Source organism: Nocardia sp. NPDC003482, assembly GCF_053588115.1.
In genome coordinates this window covers 1-22,063 of sequence record NZ_JBSFPI010000015.1, presented here as the reverse complement: position 1 = coordinate 22,063, position 22,063 = coordinate 1, and the positions used below count along the sequence as shown (strand labels likewise).

General features: G+C 67.9%; 24 protein-coding genes and 1 pseudogene. 12 read left to right on the top strand and 13 right to left on the bottom strand.

Annotation, left to right across the window (positions count from 1 at the left end):
- Positions 1-74 precede the first annotated feature (74 nt).
- From ACWDSJ_RS23360 to ACWDSJ_RS23330, 7 genes are all read left to right on the top strand, one after another.
- Positions 75-383: a DUF4254 domain-containing protein gene (locus ACWDSJ_RS23360; protein WP_450034227.1), complete on the top strand. Its 309-nt coding sequence runs from the start codon at positions 75-77 to the stop codon at positions 381-383.
- A gap of 54 nt (positions 384-437) precedes the next feature.
- On the top strand, positions 438-1,040 hold the full coding sequence (locus ACWDSJ_RS23355; protein ID WP_450034401.1) for a class I SAM-dependent methyltransferase: 603 nt from the start codon (positions 438-440) through the stop codon (positions 1,038-1,040).
- 70 nt (positions 1,041-1,110) lie between these two features.
- A complete protein-coding gene (locus ACWDSJ_RS23350) occupies positions 1,111-1,557 on the top strand; it encodes an iron chaperone (protein WP_450034225.1) in 447 nt (148 codons plus the stop codon).
- A gap of 26 nt (positions 1,558-1,583) precedes the next feature.
- Positions 1,584-1,877, top strand: a complete 294-nt coding sequence (locus ACWDSJ_RS23345; protein ID WP_450034224.1) for a hypothetical protein — start codon at positions 1,584-1,586, stop codon at positions 1,875-1,877.
- Positions 1,878-1,959: 82 nt separating this feature from the next.
- Positions 1,960-3,426 (top strand): DHA2 family efflux MFS transporter permease subunit, encoded by a 1,467-nt coding sequence (locus tag ACWDSJ_RS23340; RefSeq protein ID WP_450034222.1) that lies wholly within the window; start codon positions 1,960-1,962, stop codon positions 3,424-3,426.
- Positions 3,427-3,458: 32 nt separating this feature from the next.
- The gene (locus ACWDSJ_RS23335) at positions 3,459-4,415 is read left to right on the top strand and encodes a sigma-70 family RNA polymerase sigma factor (protein WP_450034221.1); all 957 of its coding nucleotides are present in this window, start codon (positions 3,459-3,461) and stop codon (positions 4,413-4,415) included.
- Positions 4,416-4,514: 99 nt separating this feature from the next.
- Positions 4,515-5,555 (top strand): NAD(P)-dependent alcohol dehydrogenase, encoded by a 1,041-nt coding sequence (locus ACWDSJ_RS23330; protein WP_450034219.1) that lies wholly within the window; start codon positions 4,515-4,517, stop codon positions 5,553-5,555.
- Between the two features lies 1 nt (position 5,556).
- Here ACWDSJ_RS23330 and ACWDSJ_RS23325 read toward each other — a convergent pair whose 3' ends face one another.
- Together ACWDSJ_RS23325 and dxr are read right to left on the bottom strand one after the other, a co-directional pair.
- A complete protein-coding gene (locus tag ACWDSJ_RS23325; RefSeq protein WP_387356036.1) occupies positions 5,557-6,783 on the bottom strand; it encodes a M50 family metallopeptidase in 1,227 nt (408 codons plus the stop codon).
- Positions 6,784-6,804: 21 nt separating this feature from the next.
- A complete protein-coding gene (gene dxr / locus ACWDSJ_RS23320) occupies positions 6,805-7,944 on the bottom strand; it encodes a 1-deoxy-D-xylulose-5-phosphate reductoisomerase (RefSeq protein ID WP_450034217.1) in 1,140 nt (379 codons plus the stop codon).
- Between the two features lie 117 nt (positions 7,945-8,061).
- On the opposite strand from dxr, the gene ACWDSJ_RS23315 reads away from it, so the two are divergent.
- A complete protein-coding gene (locus ACWDSJ_RS23315; protein ID WP_387356032.1) occupies positions 8,062-8,343 on the top strand; it encodes a DUF2631 domain-containing protein in 282 nt (93 codons plus the stop codon).
- Between the two features lie 7 nt (positions 8,344-8,350).
- On the opposite strand, the gene ACWDSJ_RS23310 is transcribed toward ACWDSJ_RS23315, so the two are convergent.
- On the bottom strand, positions 8,351-9,013 hold the full coding sequence (locus tag ACWDSJ_RS23310) for a LysR substrate-binding domain-containing protein (RefSeq protein WP_450034216.1): 663 nt from the start codon (positions 9,011-9,013) through the stop codon (positions 8,351-8,353).
- A 49-nt stretch (positions 9,014-9,062) separates the two neighbouring features.
- On the bottom strand, positions 9,063-9,722 hold the full coding sequence (locus ACWDSJ_RS23305) for a hypothetical protein (protein WP_450034214.1): 660 nt from the start codon (positions 9,720-9,722) through the stop codon (positions 9,063-9,065).
- A 98-nt stretch (positions 9,723-9,820) separates the two neighbouring features.
- On the opposite strand from ACWDSJ_RS23305, the gene ACWDSJ_RS23300 reads away from it, so the two are divergent.
- A complete protein-coding gene (locus tag ACWDSJ_RS23300) occupies positions 9,821-10,201 on the top strand; it encodes a hypothetical protein (protein ID WP_450034212.1) in 381 nt (126 codons plus the stop codon).
- Positions 10,202-10,251: 50 nt separating this feature from the next.
- Here ACWDSJ_RS23300 and ACWDSJ_RS23295 read toward each other — a convergent pair whose 3' ends face one another.
- Both ACWDSJ_RS23295 and ACWDSJ_RS23290 read right to left on the bottom strand, forming a co-directional pair.
- Positions 10,252-11,847 (bottom strand): DEAD/DEAH box helicase, encoded by a 1,596-nt coding sequence (locus ACWDSJ_RS23295; RefSeq protein ID WP_450034399.1) that lies wholly within the window; start codon positions 11,845-11,847, stop codon positions 10,252-10,254.
- Positions 11,848-12,111: 264 nt separating this feature from the next.
- Positions 12,112-12,249, bottom strand: a pseudogene (locus ACWDSJ_RS23290) (23S rRNA (adenine(2503)-C(2))-methyltransferase RlmN); the annotation flags it as partial.
- Positions 12,250-12,312: 63 nt separating this feature from the next.
- On the opposite strand from ACWDSJ_RS23290, the gene ACWDSJ_RS23285 reads away from it, so the two are divergent.
- On the top strand, positions 12,313-13,749 hold the full coding sequence (locus ACWDSJ_RS23285; protein ID WP_450034210.1) for an ATP-binding protein: 1,437 nt from the start codon (positions 12,313-12,315) through the stop codon (positions 13,747-13,749).
- A 200-nt stretch (positions 13,750-13,949) separates the two neighbouring features.
- Here ACWDSJ_RS23285 and ACWDSJ_RS23280 read toward each other — a convergent pair whose 3' ends face one another.
- Entirely contained in the window at positions 13,950-15,251 is a 1,302-nt protein-coding gene (locus ACWDSJ_RS23280; RefSeq protein WP_450034208.1) for a TnsA endonuclease N-terminal domain-containing protein, read from the bottom strand.
- Between the two features lie 563 nt (positions 15,252-15,814).
- Positions 15,815-16,924 (bottom strand): 23S rRNA (adenine(2503)-C(2))-methyltransferase RlmN, encoded by a 1,110-nt coding sequence (gene rlmN / locus ACWDSJ_RS23275; protein ID WP_450034206.1) that lies wholly within the window; start codon positions 16,922-16,924, stop codon positions 15,815-15,817.
- A gap of 103 nt (positions 16,925-17,027) precedes the next feature.
- On the opposite strand from rlmN, the gene ACWDSJ_RS23270 reads away from it, so the two are divergent.
- On the top strand, positions 17,028-17,387 hold the full coding sequence (locus tag ACWDSJ_RS23270; protein ID WP_450034205.1) for a LapA family protein: 360 nt from the start codon (positions 17,028-17,030) through the stop codon (positions 17,385-17,387).
- 19 nt (positions 17,388-17,406) lie between these two features.
- On the opposite strand, the gene ACWDSJ_RS23265 is transcribed toward ACWDSJ_RS23270, so the two are convergent.
- The 4 genes from ACWDSJ_RS23265 to ACWDSJ_RS23250 form a co-directional block, all read right to left on the bottom strand.
- A complete protein-coding gene (locus ACWDSJ_RS23265; RefSeq protein ID WP_450034397.1) occupies positions 17,407-18,297 on the bottom strand; it encodes a phosphatidate cytidylyltransferase in 891 nt (296 codons plus the stop codon).
- Between the two features lie 107 nt (positions 18,298-18,404).
- Positions 18,405-18,962, bottom strand: coding sequence for a ribosome recycling factor (gene frr, locus ACWDSJ_RS23260; RefSeq protein ID WP_387356021.1), 558 nt, complete (start codon positions 18,960-18,962; stop codon positions 18,405-18,407).
- A 33-nt stretch (positions 18,963-18,995) separates the two neighbouring features.
- The gene (pyrH, locus tag ACWDSJ_RS23255; protein WP_387356020.1) at positions 18,996-19,724 is read right to left on the bottom strand and encodes a UMP kinase; all 729 of its coding nucleotides are present in this window, start codon (positions 19,722-19,724) and stop codon (positions 18,996-18,998) included.
- A gap of 119 nt (positions 19,725-19,843) precedes the next feature.
- Complete coding sequence (locus ACWDSJ_RS23250; protein WP_450034204.1) at positions 19,844-20,698, bottom strand: helix-turn-helix transcriptional regulator; 855 nt, start codon at positions 20,696-20,698, stop codon at positions 19,844-19,846.
- Positions 20,699-20,773: 75 nt separating this feature from the next.
- On the opposite strand from ACWDSJ_RS23250, the gene ACWDSJ_RS23245 reads away from it, so the two are divergent.
- The gene (locus tag ACWDSJ_RS23245) at positions 20,774-21,739 is read left to right on the top strand and encodes a hypothetical protein (RefSeq protein ID WP_450034203.1); all 966 of its coding nucleotides are present in this window, start codon (positions 20,774-20,776) and stop codon (positions 21,737-21,739) included.
- Between the two features lie 2 nt (positions 21,740-21,741).
- Here the strand turns inward: ACWDSJ_RS23245 and ACWDSJ_RS23240 are convergent.
- On the bottom strand, positions 21,742-22,063 hold a 322-nt coding region (locus ACWDSJ_RS23240), incomplete at its 5' end, for an endonuclease/exonuclease/phosphatase family protein (protein ID WP_450034202.1).

Below are 22,063 nucleotides of genomic sequence, written 5' to 3'. Positions count from 1 at the left end.
GTCGGGGAGTCGATACGGACGGCCATCCCATACTGGGGGTCGCGCATCGGCTCACCGACATTCACGAAAGACGCTTGGCTGTCGACGGTTTCGAGGTGATCGAGTTGGAGACCGAACGGATCGACCTCGTCATCGAGATCGACGACTGCGTCACCCGTTCGCTTCCGCCCGCGCACGGGGCCGCTCGCGTACACACCGAGACGATCGGCGCGGTCGTGGATCGGGTCGCGCGCTATACCGCGATCGCCTATGCCGCCCTTTCCGGATCGCACGATGTCGATCTCGGCCATGCGTGGGAACATCTCGCGGAATTGGCCGTCGCTTACGAGGACCTCGTCGAGGAGGTGCACGCGGGGCGGCGGCGGCTTCCGGGCGGGCCGTGAAAGTGCCACGATGAGGTCGTGACCGACGATCGGAAGCCGACCAGTCACGAGCGCATGACGGGGCAGCCGTGGGACGCCTCGTATCGGGACGGTCCCCCGCCCTGGGACATCGGGGGGCCGCAGCCCGTGGTCGTCCGGCTGGCGGCCGCGGGAGCGTTCACCGGGTCCGTGCTCGATGTGGGGTGCGGGACCGGTGAGAATGCGCTGCACATCGCCGCGCTCGGGCTGCCGGTACTGGGGGTGGACGTGGCCGAGACCGCGCTCGCCCAGGCTCGGGAGAAGGCCGCTCGGCGCGGGATCGCGGCCGAGTTCGAGGTGGCCGACGCGTTCGCGCTGGAACGGCTGGGACGGCGGTTCGACACCGTGCTCGATTGCGGGATGTTCCATACCTGCGATGCGGACGAGCGGCGGGTCTATGTCGCGAGCCTGGCGGCCGCGACCATCGTCGGGGGCGCGCTGTATCTGCTGTGCCTGAGCGATGAGGGGCCGAATCTCGGTCCACATCCGGTGTCGCGCACCGAGATCGAGGCGGCGTTCGGGCCGGGCAGCGGGTGGGCGGTCGAGGCCGTCGAATCCGCTTCGATCCGAACGCTGTTCCACGACGAGAACGGGGCGAGCGCGTGGTGCGCGACCGTCCGGCGAAGTGATCAGGATTGAAGAAGCCTTCCGGTCGTTCGATTTTCTAGGCTCGGAGACGTACCGATCGAACGACACCGAGGAGCCGACGATGACCGCCACGCGACAGGGCAGCAGGACCGCGAAGGGCTACGACGGCTTCACCGCCGAGGAGCGCGCGGCGATGAAGGAACACGCCCGCGAATTGAAGAAGGCCGCGGGCGCGGCCGACGCCGAGGCCGAGGTGGTCGCCAAGATCGCGGAGATGTCGGAGTCCGATCGGGTGATGGCCGAGCGGGTGCACGCGATCGTCAGGGAGTACGCGCCGGGGCTCGCGCCGCGGCTGTGGTACGGACAGCCCGCCTACGCCCGCGACGGCAAGGTGGTGTGCTTCTTCCAGCCCGCGGCCAAATTCAAGACGCGCTACGCGACCCTCGGATTCAGCGATCCCGCCGAGTTGGACGAGGACAGCATGTGGCCCACGGCCTTCGCGTTGACGCGGATGACCGCGGCGAACGAGAAGCGCATCGCGGAGCTCGTGGCGAAGGCCGCCGGATAGGCTATACGTATACATATACTGGTTGCATGTTCGATCCGATCAGCCTTCTCGTCGGCGCCGGTCTCGTCGGAGTGGGTTGGGCCGCAGGCCGTTTCGGCCGCCGCCCGGCCCGCCACGGCCGTCCGGAACCGGCCCTCTGCGGATGCGGTCACGACCTCGCCCTGCACGACCGGAACGAGGGCGTCTGCCACGCCGAGATCGTCCGCAAGAACGCCGTCGGCCTGCGCGAATGGGTGACCTGCGGCTGTCGCCGCTACACCGGCCCGACCCCGCTCGAGGAGTTCTTCACCCCGCCCGTGCTGCCGCCGAACGACCGCTAGCGGGAAATCCGGTCCGCTCCGATGAATTCGCGCGGTGCCGCGAGTAGGTACTCGCGACACCTTTCGGAGGAGGGATTCGGATATGAACACGACCACGGGCCAGCGCTGGGTGCTGGCCTTGACCTCGGTCGCCGGATTGATGATCGTGCTCGACGCGCTGGTGGTCACCACCGCGCTGCGGGCGATCCAGCTGGATCTGGGCGCATCGCTCGGCGAACTGGAATGGACCGTGAACGCCTACACCGTGAGTTTCGCGGTGTTGCTGATGGCGGGGGCGGCGCTCGGTGACCGCTACGGGCGCAGGCGGGTGCTGGTCGGCGGGCTGGCGTTGTTCGCGGTGGCGTCCGCGGGCTGTGCGCTGGCGCCGAGTCTGGGGTGGCTGATCGCCGCGCGCGCGGTGCAAGGGGCCGGGGCGGCGGCGGTGATGCCGGTGGCGCTGGCGTTGCTGTCGGCGGCGTTCGCGCCGGAGCAGCGGACGCGGGCGCTCGGGATCTTCGCGGCCACAACGGGTTTGGCGACGCTCGGCGGGCCGCTTGTGGGCGGGGCCGTGGTGCAGGGGCTGACGTGGGAGTGGATCTTCTGGTTGAACGTGCCGATCGGGGCGGTGCTGATTCCGTTGGTCCGGACTCGGTTGGACGAGAGTTTCGGGCAGGCACGGGGTTTGGACTATGTGGGGATCGGGTTGGTGAGCGTGGCGGCGTTCGGGGTGGTGTGGGCGCTGGTGCGCGGGAACGACGCGGGGTGGGGCAGCGCCGAGGTGGTCGGGGTGGTCGTCGTGGGGGTGGCGGCGTTGATCGGGTTCGTGCGGTGGGAGTCGCGGACCGCGGCGCCGCTGATTCCGATGCGGTTCTTCGGGTCTCGGGCGTTCTCGGCGGGGAACGCGGCCGGGTTCCTGTTGGCGGCGTCGCTGTTCTGTGGGGCGTTCTTCTTCGCGCAGTTCTTGCAGGTCGTGGCCGGGCACGGGCCGTTGGGTACGGGTTTGCTGCTGGCGCCGTGGACGGTGACGTTGTTCGTGGTCGCGCCGATCGCGGGGCGGCAGGTGAATCGGTTCGGGGAGCGGCCGTTGGTGGTGGCCGGGTTGGTGATGCAGGCGATCGGGTACGGGTGGATCGCGCTGATCGCGCGGCCGGATCTGCCGTACGCGGCGTTGGTCGTGCCGTTCGTGATCTCCGGGGTGGGGGTGTCGATGGCGATTCCGGCGGCGCAGAGCGCGGTGTTGCGGGCGGTGCCGATGGCCGCGGTGGGAGCGGCTTCGGGGACCTACAACGCGTTGCGGCAGTTGGGTGGGGCGTTCGGGATCGCCGTTCCCGCAGCGGTTTTCGCGGCGGTCGGGGGATTCGAGTCGGCTCGGGTGTTCACCGACGGGTTCGTGGGGGCGATCGGGTGCGGGGCGGGGCTGGCGTTGGTGGGGGCGGCGATCGGGATGTGGATTCCGAGTGGGGTGCCCGGGGGTGATTCGGCATCCGGTTCGGAGCGCGTCCGGGCTGAGGCGGTAGCCCTCGCGGGGCCGGAAACGTCGGGCGTCGAATTCGAGCGGAGGACGGCGTGATTCGGGCGGAGGGACCGGTAGATTCGGCGGTCATGGGTGTCGGCGAGGACTTCGCGGAGCGGATCGAGACGCATCGGCCGGAGCTGCTGGCGCATTGTTATCGGATGCTCGGGTCGATTCACGACGCGGAGGATCTGGTGCAGGAGACGATGGTGCGGGCGTGGCGGGCCGCCGATCGGTTCGACGGGACGCGGGCCTCGGTGCGGACCTGGCTGTATCGGATCGCCACCAATGTCTGTCTGACCGCGCTCGAGCAGCGCGGGAAACGGGCGTTGCCGGTGGACCTCGGCGGGCCGAGCGAGGTGGTGGTGACGCGGCCGGAGACGCATCCGGAGATTCCGTGGATCGAGCCGATTCCCGATGCGCTGCTGGGCAATTCGGGCGATCCGGCGACGGTCGTGGCGGCCCGCTCCGGTGTGCGGCTCGCGTTCATCGCCGCCCTCCAGCACCTACCCGCGCGGCAACGGGCCGTGCTGATCCTGCGCGACGTGCTGTCCTGGTCCGCCGCCGAGGTCGCCGATCTGCTCGACACCTCCCCCGCCGCGGTCAACAGCGCCCTGCAACGCGCCCACGCTCAACTCGACAAGGCGGCCCCGATGCTCGACCGGATGTCGGAGACGGTGAGTCCCGAAGAACGCGCGGTCGTCGACCGTTATACCCACACCTTCGCCCAAGCGGATATGCGCGGCCTGGCCGAACTGCTCCGCGACGACGTCATCCTGGAAATGCCTCCGGCCCTGCTCTGGTTCGCGGGCCGCCCGCATGTCCTCGAATTCTTCGAATCCAAGGCCCCGCTCGCCTGGCGCAGTATCCGCACCTCGGCCAATACTCAACCGGCCGTGGCCTATTACCGGCGCGACGACGGGGAGAGCGTGTATCGGGCGCATTCGATTCACGTTCTGACGGTTGCGGATTCGCGGATCGAGCGGATCACGGTGTTCGTGGAGCCGCGGTTGTTCGAGAGGTTCGGGTTGCCTGGGGTGTTGTGAGCGGCTGAACGCGGCCCCAGGGTCTTCGGTAAGGTGGGTCGAGCTGTATCCGATTTTCCGTTGGGTGTTCTTTTCGGACTCGACCACGGAGGTATCGCGATGAAGGCTGTGCAGTATCGGAGTATCGGGGCCGCGCCGGAAGTGGTGAGCGTGGCGGATCCGGAGCCGGGGCCGGGGCAGGTTTTGTTGGAGGTTTCGGCGGCGGGGGTTTGTCATTCGGATATCGCGGTGATGTCGTGGCCCGCGGAGCAGTTTCCGTATCCGTTGCCGTTGACGTTGGGGCATGAGGGGGCGGGGACGATTGCGGCGTTGGGGGACGGGGTGGCCGGGTTCGAGGTGGGGGATTCGGTGGCGGTGTATGGGCCGTGGGGGTGTGGGACGTGTTGGCCTTGTGAGGGTGGGCGGGAGAACTACTGTGTGCGGGCCGGGGAGTTGGGGATCTTTCCGCCGGGATTGGGGGCGCCGGGGGCCATTGCGGAGTACATGATCGTGGATGATGTGCGGCATCTGGAATCGCTCGACGGGCTGGATCCGGTGCGGACGGTGCCGTTGACCGATGCGGGGTTGACGCCGTATCACGCGATCAAGAAGTCGTTGCCGAAGTTGGTGCCGGGGTCCACGGCCGTGGTGATCGGGACGGGCGGGCTGGGGCATGTGGCGATTCAGCTGTTGCGGGCGCTGTGTCCGGCGCGGGTGATCGCCCTGGACGTCAGCGAGGACAAGCTCGAGCTCGCGCGAACCGTGGGCGCGCACGAGACCGTCCGCTCCGACGACAAGGCCGCGGGGCGGGTGAAGGAGCTCACCGAGGGGCGGGGCGCGACCGCGGTGTTCGATTTCGTGGGCGCCGCGCCGACGACCGCGACGGCAGCGGGCTGCGTCGCGATGGAGGGCGACATCACCATCGTCGGAATCGGCGGCGGCACCGTGCCCGTGGGGTTCGGGGCGCTGCCGTTCGAGGTGAACGTCACCGCGCCCTACTGGGGCAGCCGCGGCGAACTCCGCGAGGTCCTCGATCTCGCGCGGGCCGGGGCGATCGACGTGCACGTCGAGACGTTCGCCCTCGAGGACGCGCCGCACGCCTACGAACTACTGCACAGCGGAAAGATCAACGGGCGGGCGGTGATTCGGCCCAACGGCTAGGTCACGGGAACAGCTTGATCGGATTCACCACATCGGCCACCAGGGTCAGCACGGTGAAGGCGCCGCCGATCACCACGACCGCGTAGGTCGCGGGCAGGAGCTTGAGGTAGTCGACGGGCGCGCCGGGCGGCAGACCGCGGCGGCCGCGGATCATGTTGCGCAGCTTCTCGTAGACGACGACCGCGATATGGCCGCCGTCCAACGGCAGCAGCGGCAACAGGTTGAACGCGCCGAGGAAGAAGTTCAGGCTCGCGAGGGTCAGGACGAAGGCGTTCCACAGCCCGTGCTCCACGGTCTCGCCGCCGATCCGGCTCGCCCCGTACACGCTGATCGGGGTGTCGGCGTCGCGCTGCCCGCCGGTGACCGCGTGCCACAGGCTGACCACCTTCGCGGGCATGTGCGCCAGCGATTCGGCCACGTTGACGAACATCGTCCCGGTGAACGCGGCCGAGGCCGGGATCGCCGCCAGCACGCCGTACTTCACCGGGTCGTACATGAGCATCTTGCCGACGCCGACCCGGGAGACCGTGCGCGGAGTGTCGGTGGCCTTCTTGGTGACCGGATCGACGTAGGTGATCGCCTGCTGCGGGACGACGGTGACGTCGAGGGTCGAGCCGTCGCGCCGCACGGTGTAGACGATCGGGCCCGTCTTGCTCTCGGTGTTGGTGCGGAACTCTTCCCAGGTGTGGATCGGCTTACCGTCGATGGCGGTCACGAGGTCGCCGCGCTTCAGGCCCGCCGCCCCGGCCGGACCGCTGCCCGTGCACGGCTCGTAGCCCTCGGCCTTCGGCTTCTCGTTCGCCACACAGGACGGCGTGTCGATCATCGTGTCGGGCGGGGTGTCGTTGATGCGCGGCAGGCCCCACCCGATGGCCAACACCACGATCAGCAGGAAGCCGAGCAGGAAGTTCATGAAGATGCCGCCGAACATGACGACCAGCCGCTTCCAGGTGGCCTGCCGGTACATGGCCCGGTCCAGATCGCGCTCGTCGATCTCGTCGAGCGCGGTCATGCCCGCGATATCGCAGAAACCGCCCAGCGGCAACGCCTTCAGGCCGTATTCGGTCTCGCCGCGGTGGAAGGAGAACACCTTCGGCCCGAAGCCGATGAAGTAACGCCGCACCTTCATCCCGGTGGCCTGCGCGGTCCACATGTGCCCGCACTCGTGCAGCGCTACCGAGATGGTGATGCCGAGCGCGAACAGCACGAATCCGATCGCGAAGCCCATGCGGTTCCGAACCCTCCTGCGTCAGTTGCCCACGTGCGTGCGCGCACGTTCCCGCGCCCACGCGTCGGCCGCGAGCACCTCGTCCAAGGTAGCGGGTTCCGCGCGCCAACGGTCGGCCGACTCGACCACACGCGCGACCGTGCGCACGATATCGGGGAATCGGAGCCGTCCCGCGAGAAACGCCTCGACCGCGATCTCGTTGGCGGCGTTGTAGACCGCGGTCACGCAGCCGCCCGCCTTCCCGGCCTCGCGGGCCAGTTCGACCGCGGGGAAGACCTCGTTGTCGACCGGGGCGAATTCCCAGGTGAACGCCTGCGTGAAGTCGAGGGGCGCGAGCACGCCGGGGACGCGGTCGGGCCAGCCGAGGGCCAGGGCGATGGGCAGTTTCATATCGGGCGGGCTGGCCTGGGCGATGGTGGAGCCGTCGGTGAAGGTGACCATCGAGTGCACGATCGACTGGGGATGCACGGTGACGTCGATGTCGTCGTAGGCGATGCCGAACAGCATGTGCGCCTCGATGAGTTCCAGGCCCTTGTTCACCAGGGTGGCGGAGTTCAGCGTGTTCATCTGGCCCATGGACCAGGTGGGGTGCGCCTTGGCCTCGGCGGGGCTCACCGATTCCAGCATCGGGGCGGTCCAGCCGCGGAACGGGCCGCCCGAGGCCGTCAGCACCAGGCGGGCCACCTCGGATTCGCGGCCGCCGCGCAGGCATTGGGCCATCGCGGAGTGTTCGGAGTCGACGGGCACGATCTGGCCGGGCGCGGCCGCGCGGGTCACCAGGGAACCGCCCGCCACGAGCGACTCCTTGTTGGCGAGGGCGAGGCGACGGCCCGATTCGAGGGTGGCCAGCGTGGGTCCGAGGCCGAGCGAGCCGACCAGCGCGTTGAGCACGACATCGGCGTCGGTGCGGCGGACCAGTTCGGTGGCCGCGTCCGGACCGGCAAGGGACACACCGAGTTTCGCGGCGGCGGCCGGGTCGGCGACGGCGACGTTCGTGGTGCCGGTGGCCCGGATCTGCTCGGCCAGCAGGTCCGTATTGCCGCCGCGCGCGGCGAGTCCCACCACCTGGAAGCGGTCCGGGTCGGCGGCGATCACCTCCAGGGCTTGCGTGCCAATGGAACCGGTGCTGCCCAGCAGCAGGACTCTCACGATGTCGGACACCCTCACATTGTCGCGGACCCGCCCGGCCGACACCCCCTCACCCCGCTGGCTACGACGACCGGTCGTATGCCACGATATTGGCGAAAGCGCTATCCGAACGAGCCGATGGGAGCGAACGTGGCCGCCACGGAACTGGAGAAGACGAGTGCCGGTGTCGTCACCAAGGTCGACCCCGCCGAGGTTCCGTCCGCCGCGTGGGGTTGGAGCGGTGAGTCGCCGCGCGCCTTCCGCATCGCCGGATGGGTCGTGGTGGTCATCCTGCTCGCCATGCTGTTCGAGGGGCCGCAGGGATCCTCGTCGGGCACCGGGAACATCGGGTACATCTTCCTGATCTTGTTCGCGGCATTGCTGGCGGGTGTGCTGATCCGGGATCGGGTGCTGCGGAACAAGCCGCGGTAGGGCTCGATCAGCGACCGCGACGCTTCGCGGTTCTCGGACGACCGGCGGGCTGCTTCTTGCGAGCGGCCTCCGGTCGTTTGTTGTTGCGTTGGGGCGCAACGGGTTCCGTGCGTGGAGTGCGGGAGCTGCGGGCCGTGCGGCCGCGGACGACGCCGATGAAGTCCTCGATCGCCTCGTTCGGGTTGTCGATCAGCCAGGCGAGGGCGATCGCGGTGGGTTCGGCGTCGGTGAGGGGACGGTAGGTGAGGTCGCGGCGGTGGTGCAGGCGGGCCAGGGATTGCGGCATGACCGCCGCGCCGCCGACGGCCGCCACCAGGGCCACGGTGTCGGCGAGGGCGTCGAGGTCGGTGGCGTCCTGGAGGCGTTCGTCGGCGAGGTCGGCGAGGGTGATCTCCTCGTACAGCGAGATGGGGTGGTCGGTGGGGATCACGGCGACCGGGCGCTCCTCATAGAGGGGGATGGCGTGCGTCTTCGCGCGGTCGATCGGGAGGCGGACGAAGCACATGTCCACTCGGGACTCGTGGATCGCGGTTTCCTGGTCGGCTTGCGGGACCGCGACGAGGGCGAGGGGGCGCTCGGGAAAGCGTTCGGCCCAGACTCTTTCCCATTTGGACACGATCACGCCCGGCACGTAACCCACGCGCAGCGCGTCGGGAGTTGATCCGGTCATTCGTGTCAGGGTATTGCACACATGGGTGGTCGAGAGGTACCGCACGGGCTCAGTCGTCGAGGCGTTTCAGCTCGGTGATGTAGGGCCGCAGGGCGAGGACCATGTCCACGCAGGCGGCGAGGAGGGCGTCGCGTTCGTCGCGGTCGATGCGGCGCTCCACGGCCAGGCGGGCGCCGAGGATCGGGTGCGGCAGGTGTTCGCCGCTGCGGTCCCACCACAGGTGGGTGTCGGCGGTGTCGTCGCGGCGACCCCAGCCCTGGGGGGTGCGGATGAGATTCAGGCGGCCCATCTCGACGCCGAACACGTCGAGGACGAGCAGCCGGAACACGTCGGGGGTGCGGGCTTCCTCGGGGTGCGGGACAAAGTGGAACAGGGTGCCAGCGGTGATCGAAATGGCTGTGGCCGTGTCGGTTACCAGGATGATGCCCAGCCGCGTGCCCGTCTCGCTCTCCAGGACCGTCTGCGCGTCGCCGCTCGAGCCGATGCGCACTCGATAGCCGTCGGAGTAGGTCAGCAGATGGGCTTCGCCGCGAGACTTGTTGCGCCCCAACGCGAACGGGAACCGGCGGCCCGAGGCGACCGGCTCCGCGCGTTCCGCGACGGCGATGGCTTCGCCTGGGCCGCTTCGGAATTCGATCCGGGGACCACCCGACGCGCCTGGCACCACCCGCCCCTCGATCATCATTGATCCGCTCCACGGGTCCGACATGCGTCGATGGTATGACTGTGATGTCCCTCTCACCGGTGATTCGGGATCGGAACACGCGCGTCGCGGAAAGAAAGAGGGGTCGGTACGCTGCCGGAATCGTGAAACAGACTGCCCGCGGTCCGGGCGGCGAAACTCCGGACAGCCGCGTCGCCTCGGTGCTGCGGTTCTCGACCGAACTGATCGCGTGGATCGCCACGCCCTGGGCGCTCGCCTCGGTATCGATCGTGCTGTCGGCGCTGTCGCTGGTGGTGTTGATCGGGCTGCCGTCGGTGTTCGGCACGCCGGGCGACAAGGCGCGGACGCTGATTGCGGTGCCGGGAGTGGTGACGATCGGGATCGTGGTGCTGCAACTCGTGGCGGCCGGGGTGGCGGTGTGGTTCGTCTGGCCGGTGTGGCTGGCGGTGGTGGTCGTGGTGTTGGCGGTCGCGGCCGTGGTGGCGGAACTCCCCCGCTGGCGCTGGCTGGCGGGGCGGAGATAGGCCGACGCCCGCCGGATCACGGATCGGGCGGGCGTGGGGCGATTACTCGGTCACCAGGAACGGGTGGCGCGGCGGCGTTCGTTGCGGGCGGCGCCGGTGCGGTTTCCGGCCGAATGTCCTTGTGTCGCGCGCTGATTGCCTCCGCGCGCGGGGGTCTCGGTGCGCTTGGTGTACGAGTTCCGTGCGGGTTCGGTGCGACGGCCGTCGGCGTGGGAGTTCCGTGCGGGTTCCGTACGAGTTCCGTGCGAGCGGCCCTCGGCGTAGGAGTTCCGTGCGGCGTCCGTACGAGCGCCCTGCGCGTGAGAGTTCCGTGCGGTTTCCGTGCGAGTGCCCTGCGAGCGGCCCTCGGCGTACGAGTTGCGTGCGGTTTCCGTGCGGGCGCCGTGCGGGTTGCGGGTGTTCTTGGCGCGGGGGCGGCGGGGGGCGCCGGATCCGCGTGAGGCCGAGCCGCCGGAGTTCGCGGAACCGTTGGCGCGCACCGGTTTCGGCGCGGGCGGGGTCGGGGCGACCGCGGCGGCGACCTCGCCGACCAGGGCCAGGACCTCCGGGGAGGCGGAGGTGACCTGTTGCGGGCGGGCGGTGATGGTGGCCTTCCGAAGCAGGGTGGCCAGGTCCTTGCGCTGGTCGGGGAGCACGATGGTGACCACGTCGCCGGCGCTGCCCGCGCGGGCGGTGCGGCCCGAACGATGCAGGTACGCCTTGTGTTCGGCGGGCGGGTCGACGTGCACGACGAGTTCGACGCCGTCGACGTGGACGCCGCGCGCGGCGACATCGGTGGCGACGAGGACCTTGGCGCGGCCGGAGGCGAAGGTCTCCAGATTGCGGTCGCGAGCGCCCTGGGCGAGGTTGCCGTGCAGATCGACCGCGGGGATTCCGGCGGCGGTCAGCGTCTTGGCCAGGCGGCGCGCGTGATGTTTGGTGCGCATGAACAGGATTCGGCGACCGGTGCCGGAGGCGAGGGTGTGCACCAGATCCTTCTTGGCCTCGGGGTTGGCGACCTCGAAGACGTGATGGGTCATCGACGTCACCGGCGAGGCGGCCGAATCGACCGAATGCCGGACCGCGTCGGGCAGGAACCGCTTCACGAGCTTGTCGACGCCGTTGTCCAGCGTGGCCGAGAACAGCAGCCGCTGCCCGTCGGCCGGGGTGGCGGCGAGGATGCGGGTGACGCCGGGCAGGAAGCCCAGGTCGGCCATGTGGTCGGCCTCATCGATCACGGTGATGCGCACCGCGTCGAGCGAGATCAGGCGCTGCCGCATCAGATCCTCGAGGCGGCCCGGGCAGGCCACGACGATATCGACTCCTTGGCGCAGCGCGCGTTCCTGCCGCTGCTGGGAGACGCCGCCGAAGATGGTGGTCACCCGCATCGAGTACGGGAGGACCAAGGGTTCGAGCGCGGTCGCGATCTGGGTCGCGAGCTCGCGGGTGGGAGCGAGGATCAGCCCGCGCGGCCCCTCGAGGCTGCGGTGTCCCCCGGCCAGCCGCGCGACGGTCGGAATGGCGAAGGCCAACGTCTTGCCGCTGCCGGTGCGGCCGCGGCCCAGGACATCGCGACCGGCGAGGCTGTCGGGCAGCGTATCGGTTTGAATCGGGAACGGAGAGGTGATGCCCGCCCGCTCGAGGGCGCGCACCAAGGGGTCGCGCACGCCGAGCGCGGCGAAGGAGGTCTCTGAATTCACAGTACTGTCAACGTCTTTCGGGCAAGGGTGCCCCGGTCACACGCAGCGGAACAGTATCCGCGCCGGGCACGCAAATGGCGAGATTGCCGATGGGCAAAATCGATCGCCGCAGGAAAAGCAGTGCCACACGCAATCTACGACGCCGGGCGACCATGATCGGCGCCCGACGTCCACAGTAGCTCGAGCATTGCGGTTATACGACATCGTGTAGCGGCGGTCACTCCCCCGCGACTACCCCTCCGCGGCGAGTTGCCCACACGCGGCGGCGATCTCCCGGCCGCGGGTGTCGCGGACGGTGTAGGGGACGCCTTGGGCCTCGACGCGGCGAACGAATTCGCGCTCAACGGGTTTGGGGCTGGCGTCCCATTTGACTCAGAATACTATCGAGCAAGATAGTATCCGTGTCGATAGTATTCGACATGGAGGTGTGGCTTGGTCAACTTCATCGGGCGGCAACGTGAGCTGGACGCACTTGCGGCCGCACTGGCCGGGGTTCGAGCAGAGATCGGAACGGCAAGACCGGGACGTTGCCTGATCCTGCGTGGACGACGCAGGATCGGCAAGTCCGCATTGGTCGAGGAGTTCGTGGACAGGAACCACGTACCGAATGTCTTTCATACCAACGAGATCGGCTTCGGCACCGACCCGCTCACCGAGTTCGTCGACGCCGTACGCAGTTCGTCGCTACCCGATGCCGACATCTTCGCCGAGGCGCTACCCGCCAACTGGACAGCCGCGCTGCGCCAGCTCGCGGGGATTCTGCCGGACGACAAACCGACTGTCGTGGTGCTCGACGAGTTGCCGTATCTGATGGATCCAGCGGGCGCGTTCGAAAGCATCTTGCAGCGGGCCTGGGATCGCGAACTCTCACGCAAACCAGTACTGCTGATCCTCATCGGCTCCGATCTCGCCATGATGCAAGCGTTCACCTCATACGGGCGGCCGTTCCATCAACGCGGCACCGAAATGCGCCTGGGGCCGTTGAACCCGGCCGATGTGGCAACGATGACCGGCCTGCAACCGGCAAGCGCCTTCGACGCAGCGCTGGTGACCGGGGGGTTGCCCATCATCGCGGCACGCTGGCGGACGGGCGAGGATGTCTGGGCATTCCTCGCCCGGGAGCTGGCAGACCCAGTGAGCCCTCTGGTCGTGTCGGCACAGTTGTCGCTCGCCGCCGAATTTCCGGACCAAACCCAAGCTCGACAAGTATTGGCGGCCATCGGCAGCGGAGAACGCACCTTCACGAACATCGCCAGAGCGGCCGGCGGCATCGCGCACTCGACACTTACACGAGCTACGGAACTGTTGACCAGCAAGGGTGTCGTCGCGGCGGAGTTGCCGATCAGCCTCATACCGTCGAAGGAACGCCGCTACCGGATCACCGACCCCTATCTGCGCTTCTGGCTCACCTTCCTCGGTCCCCATCTCGCCGAGTTGGACCGCATGCGCCCCGACCTCACGCTCGAACGAGTCCGCCGGGGATGGACGAGCTGGCGAGGCCGCGCCATCGAGCCACTCGTCCGCGAATCACTCGCACGTCTGCTCCCCGCGCACGGCATCCCGGCATGTCCTGCCGTCGGCGGTTACTGGACTCGCAGCAACGACGTGGAAATCGACATCGTCGGCGCCGACCGCGAACCCGTCGCGCACGAACTCGCCTTCCTGGGGTCTATCAAGTGGCTGGAAAACTCACCTTTCGACGTCCATGACCTGACCGCGCTCCAGCGCCATCGCCACCGCGTCATCGACCAACCCGTCCCCCTGATCGCCGTTACCCGATCCGGAGTCACAACTCAGCACCTCGACGCCGTGTTCACCCCGGCGGATCTCATCGAGGCATGGCGGCCTTCGAGCGACCTGCGGCGATGACGGCGGAGCACGATTCGGAGACGACAGCCATATTCGAGCGCCGCGGCATGCCCAGCCCTTCCCCCGTCTCAGCGAGGAAGTTACGCCTTCGAAGAATTGGAACCGGTCACGACGATCAGCTGCCGACGACCTCGACCGACCTGATGCGGTTCATGTCCGGCCCTGATCACGGTGAGATCGAGATACCACGCGCGCTGATGTCACGGAGGCGAAAAGGCCTGCACCGACAGTTGGAACGGCTGGGTACGCCAGTGCCATCCCTTGCGGAGAATTACCGCTGCGACGTCCACCCAACCAATGCCCTGCTCCCGCATGAATTCTCGACAACGCGGCCATCCGACCACCCGAGACCCCAACCAGTCACGCAATGCGGATTCGACAGACGCGTCAACCGGCCGACTCTGAAGATCACCGATGGCGTGTCGTCCCTCCGTACCGAGCAGCCCCCAGCCCCTGGCGTGACAGTATCGCCGAGCCGCCTCGAGTTTCACGACGTTCTGGTACATAGCGAAGTCACTCAGCGCTGCTTTGACCTCCACGAGAAAACGGCGGCCATCGCGGAGCGTCACGATGAAATCTGGAAAGTATCGACGCTTTCGCCCATCGAGGTCGTACTCGATCTCGAGCGGTTGCTCACAGTAGTCCTCAACAAGATCGGACTCCTCCAGGCTTCGAATAAAGTCCAGCTCAACCAGCGAGTCATACCCGACAAACCTATTCAGCAACGGCGATCTCCATCTACCACCGATGCTGCGATGATCCGGTTCCCTGGGCACGCGCAGCGGAACGCACCGTACTTGGTCGGCGTTGGACGAACCCTGCGGCCAATCAACCTTATCGACCAGTTCGCGAAATCCCTGCCTTCGACGAACTTCCTTCGCTCTCGCCCGATCAATCTCACGCTGCCGCTGTTCCCGCTCGCGCGCCAGCCGTAGGACCTGATCACATAGGATGTCAGCGGCGTGCCCGTGTCCGGAGGCGTTCGCGAGCAGGCGTGTCGCCAATTCAATATCGGCCCGCGGCAAGGCAGCCTCGACAAATGCCAGGACGAGTTCGGGATCCAGGGCGCCTCTTCGGGTTTGAAGTGCCGTCCGCAGCACACCTCGCGTGTGGTCCCACGCCCGAAAGACTTCCTTTGGTTTCCCACTGTTGAGCCGCGACATCGCACGCGTCACAAGTTGGCGGATTCGCTCGCGGCCCACGCCGTAATCGGCACCAATATCGGCGAGTTTCGTTGACGAACCTCGCAAGCCGATGCGGCGCAACAGCACATCACGATCCCGATCCGACCGAATGACACATGTCGCAGCACTCAGTAGCTCGACGCAGGCGATACGAACGTCCTCGGTAGCTTCACGAAGGTCGTCAGCAGACAAGCGCAAGCTCTCGACTTCAGGCCAATCGCATTCCAGTATCCAATCCGATGCAGTCAAACGACCGCAGCTCTCCATCAGACGCACTCCCGCCGACCGCAAGGTCGCGAGGTCGAATTGTGCGAGCACCCGGAGCTCGGCATCGGTGCCAGCGAAACTCGTTCCAGCCTCGATCTCCGTCCATACGTCCTGAACACATCGCTGTTTGGCCTGAGCCGTCGGGGAGGCCGGTCCCGAGTCCTTCGACCTGGGACGCGGGTTGGACTCATCTGTTTGCGAAGGAGATTGTGCCGGACGCCGGCAACTTCGCCGCAGGCGTACCGGCCAATCCGGCAGCTGGTCTTCTTTCAACAGACAGGAGCGGATCCACTCGAATGGATTCTCATCTGGAGGAACAGGACGGACCGTGCCAGCCAAAGCTACCAAACGCAGTGTAATCGCCCGCTCGGTCCTTTGATGCCGGTCCTCGATCTCGCGACTAGTATCACCCCGCCGGACTTCCTGTAGGAGCTGTTCGTCCTCTTCCTCAGTCCAGGGCTGCCCGTGCCGTGCGGCCCTCACGTTTGCCTCCCAAGGTCGTGAAACATCGATTGACCACCAACGCGGGGAAAGCGCATGGCATCGAGTATCTACTGAAGCAAGGGGCGATACGGCGAATGCTGGAGGCTGGTCGACCTCGGGTGAACCAATCGCTACCCCTCGGCGGCGAGTTGTCCACACGCGGCGGCGATCTCCTGGCCGCGGGTGTCGCGGACGGTGCAGGGGACGCCCTGGGCCTCGACGCGTCGAACGAATTCGCGCTCAACGGGTTTGGGGCTGGCGTCCCATTTGCTGCCGGGGGTGGGGTTGAGGGGGATGAGGTTGACGTGGACGCGGGGGCCGAGGGCCTGGTGGAGTTTCTTGCCGAGCAGGTCGGCGCGCCACGGGTGGTCGTTGATGTCGCGGATGAGGGCGTATTCGATGGAGACGCGGCGGCCGGTGGTGTCGGCGTAATAGCGTGCGGCGTCGAGGACTTCGGCGACGGACCAGCGGTTGTTGACGGGGACGAGGGTGTCGCGGAGTTCGTCGTCGGGGGTGTGCAGGGAGACGGCGAGGGTCACCGATAGGCCCTCGTCGGCGAGTTTGCGGATCGCGGGGGCCAGGCCGACCGTGGAGACGACGACATTGCGCTGGGAGATGCCGAGGCCGTCGGGGGCGGGCGCGGTGATCCGGCGCACGGCGTTGACCACCCGCTTGTAGTTCGCCAGGGGCTCGCCCATGCCCATGAAGACGATGTTGGACAGGCGGCCGGGGCCGCCCGCGACCTCGCCGTCGCGCAGGGCGGCCGCGGCGGCGCGGACCTGGTCGACGATCTCGGCGGTGGACAGGTTGCGGTTCAGGCCGCCCTGGCCGGTGGCGCAGAACGGGCAGGCCATGCCGCAGCCCGCCTGGCTGGAGATGCAGAGGGTGTTGCGGTCCGGGTAGCGCATGAGCACGCTCTCGAGCAGCGTGCCGTCGCCCGCACGCCACAGCGTCTTGCGGGTGGTGCCGTCGTCGCAGACGACGTGCCGGACCTCGGTCAGCAGCGGCGGGAACAGGGCCTCGGCGACCTTCGCGCGCACGGGCGCGGGCAGGTCGGTCATCCGCTCCGGATCCGCTTGCAGGCGGCCGTAGTACTGCCGGGCGATCTGGTCGGCGCGGAACTTGGGCAGGCCCAGTTCCTGGACCACCGCGCGTCGCTCGTCCGCGTCGAGGTCGGCGAGGTGCCGCGGCGGCATGCCACGGCGCGGAGCATCGAACACGAGCGGGAGGGAGGTCGTCATAACCACTCCAGTGTCCCATCCGTCGGCGACCGCGCGCGGACCGGCCACCGATTGCCCCGCCCGGGGACGTGTAGCGCCGATAGCCGCCGGGAATGGCCAGGGTATGACCAGCGATGCAGTTCCGAACCCGAATCAAACCCCCGTGCATCCCGACGAGCCCGCGCAGCCTCCGGTGACGCACACGCCCGACCCCGCGACGAGCACCACGCCGGTCCGCCGACGATCGTTGCGCACCCGCACCGGCTACACCTGGACGGCACTCGTCGCGGCCGCGATCCTCGGCATCCTGCTGTTGATCTTCATCCTGCAGAACTCCGAGCAGCAGCAGGTGCACATGTTCTTCTGGAGTTTCACCCAGCCGCTGGGTGTGACGATCCTGCTGTCGGTGATCGCGGGAGCCCTGGTGATGGCGTTGGTCGGCGGCGGTCGCATCCTCCAGTTGCGGCGGGCCGCGAAGCGGTAGGTCGGCGGCGCGGCGCGGGTCAGAGCAGGGCGGTGAAGACGAGCCAGGAGACGAGGGCGGACGGGAGCATCGAATCCAGGCGGTCCATGATGCCGCCGTGGCCGGGGAGCAGGGTGCCCATGTCCTTGATGCCGAGTTCGCGCTTGACCTGGGATTCGATGAGGTCCCCGCAGGTCGCCACCAGGACGACGGCGACGCCGACCAGGACGCCGATCATCGAATTCGCTTGCAGCAGTAGCGTCACCGTGAGCAGGCCGCCGATGACGCAGAAGACGAGGGAGCCGACGAAACCTTCCCAGGACTTCTTCGGACTGATCGCCGGAACCATCGGATGCTTGCCGAACAGCACGCCCGCGACGTAACCGCCCACGTCCGAGCACACCACCAGAATCATGAACGTGAGCACCCGCAGGTTGCCCTTGTCCTCGAGCAGCAGCATCGTCGCGAACGAGGCCAGCAGCGGAATCCAGCTCAAGACGAAGACGGTGATCGCGGTGTCGCGCAAGAAGTTTCGCGGATGCGCGTCGAGCCCGTGGTCGAACAGCCGCCACGCCATGCACAACAGCGCGGTCGCCGCGAACGAACCCACCACGCCCGCGGTGCCGTAGGGCCAGGACAGCCAGATGATCGCCTGACCGCCCGCGATCAACGGGATGCGCGGCACGAGCACGTCGGCCTCGCGCAGTCGCTTGGCCACCTCCCAGGTGGCGACGGCGATGGCGACCGCGACCACGCCGATGAGGATCTTCGGCGCGAACAGCAGGATCGCGATCAGCGACAGGCCCAGCGTGAATCCGACGCCGAGCGCCGCGGGCAGGTTGCGGCCCGCCCGCGAGGACTTACCGCTCGGCGGTCCCTGCGGGGCCGGTGCCTGGTCGGCGGCCCCGCCGGTCACATCGCCGGTCGGCATCGCATCACCGGCCGCGGTTTGTTCGGCCACGATTGTCCCGTCGCTCACTTGTCGTCCATTTCGTACCCCGCGGGCGGTCGCCGCGGGTCGGCACGCACCGACCCGGGCTAGACCTCGAGCAGTTCCGATTCCTTGTGCTTGACCAACTCGTCCACCTGGCCGACGTACTTGGCGGTGGTCTTGTCCAATTCCTTTTCGGCGCGGCCGACCTCGTCCTCGCCCGCCTCGCCGTCCTTCTGGATGCGGCCCAGTTCGTCCATGGCCTTGCGGCGCACGTTGCGAATGGCGATCTTGGCGTCCTCGCCCTTGCCCTTGGCCTGCTTGACCAGCTCGCGGCGGCGTTCCTCGGTCAGCTGCGGCACCAGCACGCGAATGATGTTGCCGTCGTTGGTGGGATTGACGCCCAGATCCGAATTCCGGATCGCGGTCTCGATCGGTTGCAGCTGGGACTGCTCGTAGGGCTTGATGATGAGCATGCGCGGTTCGGGCGTGGTGATGCTCGACATCTGGGTGATCGGGGTGGGCGCGCCGTAGTAGTCGACGACGATCCGGTTGAACATGCTCGGATTCGCGCGACCGGTACGGATGGAGCCGAGGTCGTCCTTCGCCACCGAGACGGCCTTCTCCATCTTCTCCTCGGCGTCGAAGAGCGCTTCTTCAATCACGACCGTTTCCTCCACAGCGTCATGTTGATCCGTTCAGGACCGAACCAGTGTGCCGATCTTCTCACCGGCGACCGCTCGAGCGATATTGCCCTTCGTCAAGAGATTGAACACCAGCATGGGCATCTGGTTGTCCATACACAGGCTGAACGCGGTGGCGTCGGCGACCTTGAGGCCGCGTTCGAGGACCTCCTTGTGCGTGATCTCGGAGAACATCTCCGCGCTGGGGTCCTCCCGCGGGTCGGCGGTGTACACCCCGTCCACCGCCTTGGCCATGAGCACGACGTCGGCGCCGATCTCGAGCGCGCGCTGCGCGGCGGTGGTGTCGGTGGAGAAATAAGGCATGCCCATGCCCGCGCCGAAGATCACCACGCGGCCCTTCTCCAGATGTCGCTTGGCGCGCAACGGGATATACGGTTCGGCGACCTGCCCCATCGTGATGGCCGTCTGCACTCGGGTGTCGACGCCCTGCTGCTGCAGGAAGTCTTGCAGCGCAAGGCTGTTCATGACGGTGCCGAGCATGCCCATGTAATCGGAACGGGCGCGTTCCATCCCGCGTTCCTCGAGTTCGGCGCCGCGGAAGAAGTTGCCGCCCCCGATGACCACGGCCACCTGCACGCCGGTCGAAACCACCTCGGCGATCTGCTCGGCGACCGCCTGCACCACGTCGGGGTCGAGTCCGACCCGGCCGCCGCCGAACATCTCGCCGCCCAGTTTGAGCAGCACTCGCCGATAGCCCTTACGGGCCGGTTGTGGTTCCGACATCGGTCTCCATTCTCTACGGCGGCTGCTACACACATGCGAAAAGACCATCCGGTGTCGGGAAGGACACGGGACGGTGACGAAATACTGCGTCCATCCTGCCCTACGAGAGGGCGGGAGCGTTACCCGGCCCCCCGGCGAAGCAGCGTTTCGAGCCGGGCCCGATCGGCCGGGGTGAACGGCCTGTGCAGCACCATGATCGAACGCGGGTCGTCCACCGGGCGCATCTGGAACAGTTCGAAGGTCATCGGGCCCGCCTCGGGATGGTCGATCCGCACGAGGGTGGCATCGAATTCGCGGATCTCGTATTCCGGCCACCAGCACCGGAACTCGGGGCTCACCGCGCTCAGGCGCTCGACGAGTTCGATCGCGCGGGCGTCGCCCGGGTGGCGTCCGACCGCGGCGCGGAACTGGCCGAGCGCGGCCCGCGCGAGGTGTTCCCATTCGGGCAGGGCCCGGGATTCGGCGACGGCGAACAGCGTCCACAGCAGGTTGCGGCGGTCCGGGGACAGCCGTCCCGGATCGCCGCGCACGAGGGCGTAGGCCGTGTTCCACGCGAGGTAGTCGAAATTGGCTGTATAGATCGCGGCCGGATATGGCAGCACGGCATCCACGAAGCGCCGCAGTCGTTCCGGATCGGCGTGCCGGTCGCCGGGTTCGGGGTCGGACAGTCCGGCGAGGCCGCGCAGGTGCCGATGCTGCACCGGGTCCAGGCGCAGCGCTCGGGCCAAGGCGTCGATGACCTGACGGCTGGCCATCACGTCGCGGCCCTGTTCGAGCCAGGTGTACCAGGTGAGGCTGATGCCGGACAGTTCGGCGACCTCTTCGCGGCGCAGTCCCGGTGCGCGGCGGCGGGCCGGATCGCCGAACGCGGTCAGCCCGACGTCGGCGGGTTGCAGCCGGGCTCGGCGGGCGCGCAGGAATTGGGCGAGTTCGGCGCGCCGCGCGAGTTCGGAATTGCCGGGGGCGGTCAGCATTTCGCGTCCCCCGGACGGTCGGGTAGCAGGATCACTACCAGGACAGGGCGGCCGGTGAGGATCGAATCTTGTCGCATGGGGAGCACAGTCACCGTCTTTGATCTGGACGCCGATCTGGGGAAGCTCGGCGAATTCGAGTCCGTGTGGAAGGCGCAGCAGGAGAAGCTGTCCTGGGCCGCCGACACGATCAACGCCGCCGCCAATCGTGTTGTCGGCGGCGATCATTGGGCGGGCGGGGCGGCCACGCGGTTCGACGGTCACCGCCGCAAGATCGTCGCCGACCTCGACGCGGCCGCCGAACTCGCCGGGAAGGCGGCCACGGCGATCAGCTCCTGCATCCATGTGCTGCGCTACAACCAGGGCCTGCTCAACAACGAGAAGGCCAAGCTGAACGGCAAGGTCACCTGGCGGGAGACGGGCGTGGGCGGCACGGTCGAGATCGGCCCGGCCGACGCGAAGTACACCGCGTTGGTCAAGGACGTGGTCACCGCCTACGACGAGATCCGCGATCGGGTGGACAAGCAGCTGAAGCCGCAGGCCGACCTGTTCACCTCGGCGGTCTCGCAGTTGAAGACCTGGGAGAGCACCTGGTCCAAACGCACGCTGCGGATGCTGAACTGGAATATCCAGCAGGGCGGCGACGGCAACAAGGTCCACTGGCCGTGGGACAAGAAACCGGACAGCGAGCGACAGGGCAACCAGAAGGGGGATATGGGTGATCTCGCGCAACGGCTCATCGACGGCAAGGTCGACGTGGCGACGCTGCAAGAGGTCTTCAAGGACGGCGCGGACCAGTTGCAGAAGGAACTCGACAAGCGGGCGGGGCCCGGCGAGAAGTGGGAGGTGCACTTCGGGCCCGCCTCGGACAAGGGCGAGGGGTCGCACTACGGCTTGAAGAACGAGTTCGGCAATGCGGTCGTGGTGCGCACCGGAAACGGGGTGACCACCGAAAGTCCCACGGTCACCGAACTCGGCAAGGGCGGCCCCGGCGACGGGGAAACCCGTTCGACCACGCGCGTCCACGTAAACGTGAACCGCTGAAGTCACCAGGCGGGCAGCGTCACATCGACCCGCTGCCCGTCGTGGTCCGACTGGCCGCGCTCCCACCGCAGCGCGTCGGAGGTGCCGACGCCGCGGGGGATGATCTGGTCGATGGGACGATGACTGGCCGAGGTGCCGCCCTGACCGTCGTGGATCTGTCCCGCGTACGGGTCGAAGCCCTGGCTGCCGAAATCGCGGATGCGCTGGCCGTTGGGGTCCTCGGGGCCGAAGGTGCCGTTGAAATCGCCTGCGATGATGGTGTTTCCGTGGGTCGGGTCGCCGGCGAGCCCGAGCAGCTTCTGGAGTTCGGCGGCTTGGGCGGCG